Annotated in this window: 3 protein-coding genes; all 3 read right to left on the reverse strand. The window is 63.9% G+C overall.

The annotated features are described in order from the left end of the window. Window positions 1–1614: FAD-dependent oxidoreductase (locus tag EOA38_RS30710; protein WP_145966136.1), on the reverse strand; the 1614-nt coding region annotated here is incomplete at its 3' end. A gap of 162 nt (window positions 1615–1776) precedes the next feature. After that, window positions 1777–2190 carry a cupin domain-containing protein gene (locus EOA38_RS30715; RefSeq protein WP_126094692.1) on the reverse strand — a complete coding sequence of 138 codons (414 nt, stop codon included), beginning with the start codon at window positions 2188–2190 and terminating at the stop codon, window positions 1777–1779. A gap of 191 nt (window positions 2191–2381) precedes the next feature. Next, a complete protein-coding gene (locus tag EOA38_RS30720; RefSeq protein WP_127300995.1) occupies window positions 2382–3380 on the reverse strand; it encodes a L,D-transpeptidase in 999 nt (332 codons plus the stop codon). Window positions 3381–3609: the final 229 nt, after the last annotated feature.

Raw genomic sequence — 3609 nt, forward strand, 5'->3', positions numbered from 1 at the left:
CATGTACTCTGCCTGCACGCCGCCTCTCGCCGTGAGGTGATGCGCCAGCGTCACCTTGCCGACCGCGGGCAGGCGGTTGGCGATGATCCTGTCCAGCCATGCAGCCGCGCCTCGTCCGGACACCTCGAACTTGGTCATCGGCGTCATTTCGACCAGGCCGACGGCGTTGCGCACCGCCAGGACTTCCTCGCCGACGAACACGCCCTTGGGCGTCCAGCGCCAGCTATACTGGTCCTTGGCCTCGACGCCCTTCGGCGCGAACCAGTTGGGCATCTCCCAGCCGTTGAGCATGCCCCACACCGCGCCGAGCTCGGTCAGCCGGTCATAGGAGGGCGCGGTCTTCTGCGGACGGGCGGCGGGCATGTCCTGCCCAGGATATTTCTGCTCGGCATGGGTGCCCCAGGCTTCGCGCACCTTTTCGCGCGTCCAGGCCTTGTTGGCGTAGTCGCCGAAGCGGCGCGGATCGAGGTCGGAAGTGTCCAGGCTGTTGCCGCCCTCGACGATCCGCTCCGACAGATAGTAGCCGATCGTGCCGCCCCACAGGATGCCGCCCGGCACGCCCTCGGCCAGCCAGACATTGGGCAGGCCCCAGGCCGGTCCCATCAGCGGAAGCTCGTCCGCCGTCATCTGGAAGGGGCCGCGCACATTGGCCTTGATGCCCACGCTTCCCAGCGCCGGGACGAGCTGCAGCGCCTGCTCCCAGTTCCACGACACTGCCTCGAAATCCTCCTCGACGAGATCGGCGCCGAACCAGGAAGGGACGCCGTCCTCGGCGAAGAGCTTCAGGTTTGCGGTCCGCTCGTAAGGGCCGAACAGCAGGCCGTCGCCTTCCTCGCGCAGATAACCCTCGAACCCTTCGTCGCGCAGGATCGGCATTTCGGGCCGACCCTGGCGCTTGCGCTCCACGATCTCCGGCACGGCCTCGGTGATCCAGTACTGGTGCAGGATCGGAATCGCCGGGATTTCGAGGCCGAGCAGCGCGCCGGTTTGGCGCGCGTAATTGCCGGTCGCGCAGATCAGGTGCTCGCAAGTGATGTCGCCCTTGTTCGTCTGCACGAGCCACTCGCCACTGGGCGTCCGCTTGAAGCCAGTGACCTCGGTGTTCAAGTAGACCTTAGCACCCAGATCCCGCGCGCCTTTGGCCATGGCATGCGTCACATCGGCCGGCGCGATATGGCCGTCGTCCGGGTGGTAGAGCGCGCCCAGCATATGGTCGTTGTCAAGAAGCGGGCAAAGTTCCCTGACCTCGGCCGGCGTCAGCAACTCAGCTCGCATGCCCTGGACTTCGGCCACGCTCATATAGCTCTTGAATTCGTCGAGCCGGTCCCTGGAATTGGCGATGCGCAACTGGCCGCATTTGTGCCATCCGACCGGCTGCCCCGTCTCGGCCTCCAGCCCTTCATAGATCTCGATGGTCTTCCTGATCATCCGGCCGACATTGATGTTGCGGGCGTAGGTTGGGATCAGGCCCGCCGCATGCCAGGTCGAGCCGGCCGTCAGCTGGGTGCGCTCCAGCAGCGCGACGTCGGTCCAGCCGCGCTTGGCCAGGCCATAGAGAATACCCGCGCCGACGCACCCGCCGCCAACGACCACCACCCGCGCATGTGTTTGCATCAGACCACCAATTTTCGAGCGTCCGGAGAAAGACCGCTGTCGAAGCTACAGGCGCGAAAAGGCCATGTAACGACTTCAAATATTTGGGGTCATGATAAATATGGCTTATGCATCAGTTCGCCCGGCAGTTTTCCCGACTTGGTGGGACCTCAGGCAGTCGGCTTAGCCACCGGCAGCTTTCTCTTTGACCGCTTGTGCCTGGCTTGCCAGTGCGACGGCGAGCACGATTGTGTCACCTGCGCTGATGTTCCTGGTCATGTGGCCAGCCCCCGTGGTGTCCTCGATGAGAAGCACGCTTCCGGGGGGGAATTTCCTCGTTTCGCCACTGGTGGCGGTAATCTGATACTCCCCTAGCACTGTTACGAAGGCCATACGACGCGGGGCTGTGTGAGGGACGTCGCCTTTCCAGGTCGGCACCGCACCCATCCAGAAAGCCTCCGAGGCGGGCGACAGCTTCGCGGCGTAAAGCGGTTCGGCCGGTGGCGCGGCAAAGCCAAGCTCGAGCTCTGTCTCCACATCAACGAAGCGTGATCCTCCGTCTGAATCTGCAAAGATTCTTGAGTAGCGCATGCGCATGATAGCGGTTCCTCACATGTCGATCTGCGGCGTCTGCCTCGCGCCGGTTCAGGCGTTCCCGCCCTGACCTTGGATGGCCGCAACCGGCAGTGTGGTTCGGTTGGCGATTTAGTCAAGAAGTCGCTAATATATAGCTCGAAGGCGTGCCGGATTTGCAACAGGGGTGGTAGAGGTTCGCAACGACTGCCGTTTCACTGCGCTTGCCCGTCCTGCGCGGTCTCGTCCTTGAAGTCGACCTTCGTACCCGGCTTGACCATGGCAGCGAGGTCTTCGGCGTCCCAGTTGGTCAGCCGGATGCAGCCATGCGAGAAGGTCGTGCCGATCTTGCCGGGCTCGGGCGCGCCGTGGATGCCGTAGCTTTCGATGGAGAGATCGATCCACACCGAGCCCACCGGATTGTTCGGCCCCTTGGCGATGGTGAAGGGCCGCTTGCTCCTGACCCCTTTGAAGGCGAATTTCGGATTGTAGCGATAGGTCGGGTTGTGCACCACGCGCCGGACCTCCGCCGTGCCGCTCGGCGCCGGCTTTTCCTCGCTGCCGATCGAGGCGGGGTAGACCGCGAGCGGCCTGCCCGACGGATCGAGCACCCGCACTTGGCGAGACGCCTTGTCGACCTCGACGCTCGCGACGGCCGCTGGAGGATCGCCGCGGCCGACATCGGGCACGACCAGGGTCGTGTCGGCTTTCCTGAAACCGTTGCCGGGATTGAGCATCCGCAGCACTTGTTCGCTGACATGGAAGCGCTCCGCCAGTCTTTCCCGCGCGTTGCGGTAGCCGAGCCGCCTGAGGTGCGCCATCCTCTCCATGCGGGTGGGGATACGCTTGGTGAAAGGCCCGCGCACGTCCTTGGCCGTGACCTCGTAGTTGATCAGCACCGGGCCGGCGAACGTCGCCGCGAGCTTGTCCCAGGTCTCGCGCGTGAGCTTGCCGTCCGAGGGCAATCCGCTCGCCGCCTGGAAGGCCGCGACGGCCTTGGCAAAATTGTCCGAAAGGCGGCCGTCGATCAGGCCGGGGGAGAAGCGGGCGCGATCCAGAAGGATCTGCGCCTTGAGCAGCATCGGATCGACGCCCTTCGGTTCGCCTTCGCTGAATTGCGCTTGGTTGACAGCGTCGAGGTCCAGCTTTGTTGCCTGCGTCCCGCCGCATGCAAACGCGAGCGCCACCGCGACGACAAGAAGGAGCCTGATCATCGTGCTGCTCCTCGACAGGAACCTGTCTTTATGACGCGGCACGGCCGATCTGGTTCCTGTCGCGGAAGCGCGTGAAGATCATCCCGGATGTGCAATTTTGGCCATAGGCGTTTGAATTTAAAGCTGGAACCAGTTCCCAAGAACGCGAACTGCTGGCATAATTGTCCCAGGGCCTATGCATTTTCTGATTCCATGGCCCCCCGTCCTGGTAACCGGCGGCCCCCAACGC

Origin of the sequence: Mesorhizobium sp. M1E.F.Ca.ET.041.01.1.1, assembly GCF_003997355.1 — a bacterium.
Lineage (GTDB): Bacteria > Pseudomonadota > Alphaproteobacteria > Rhizobiales > Rhizobiaceae > Mesorhizobium.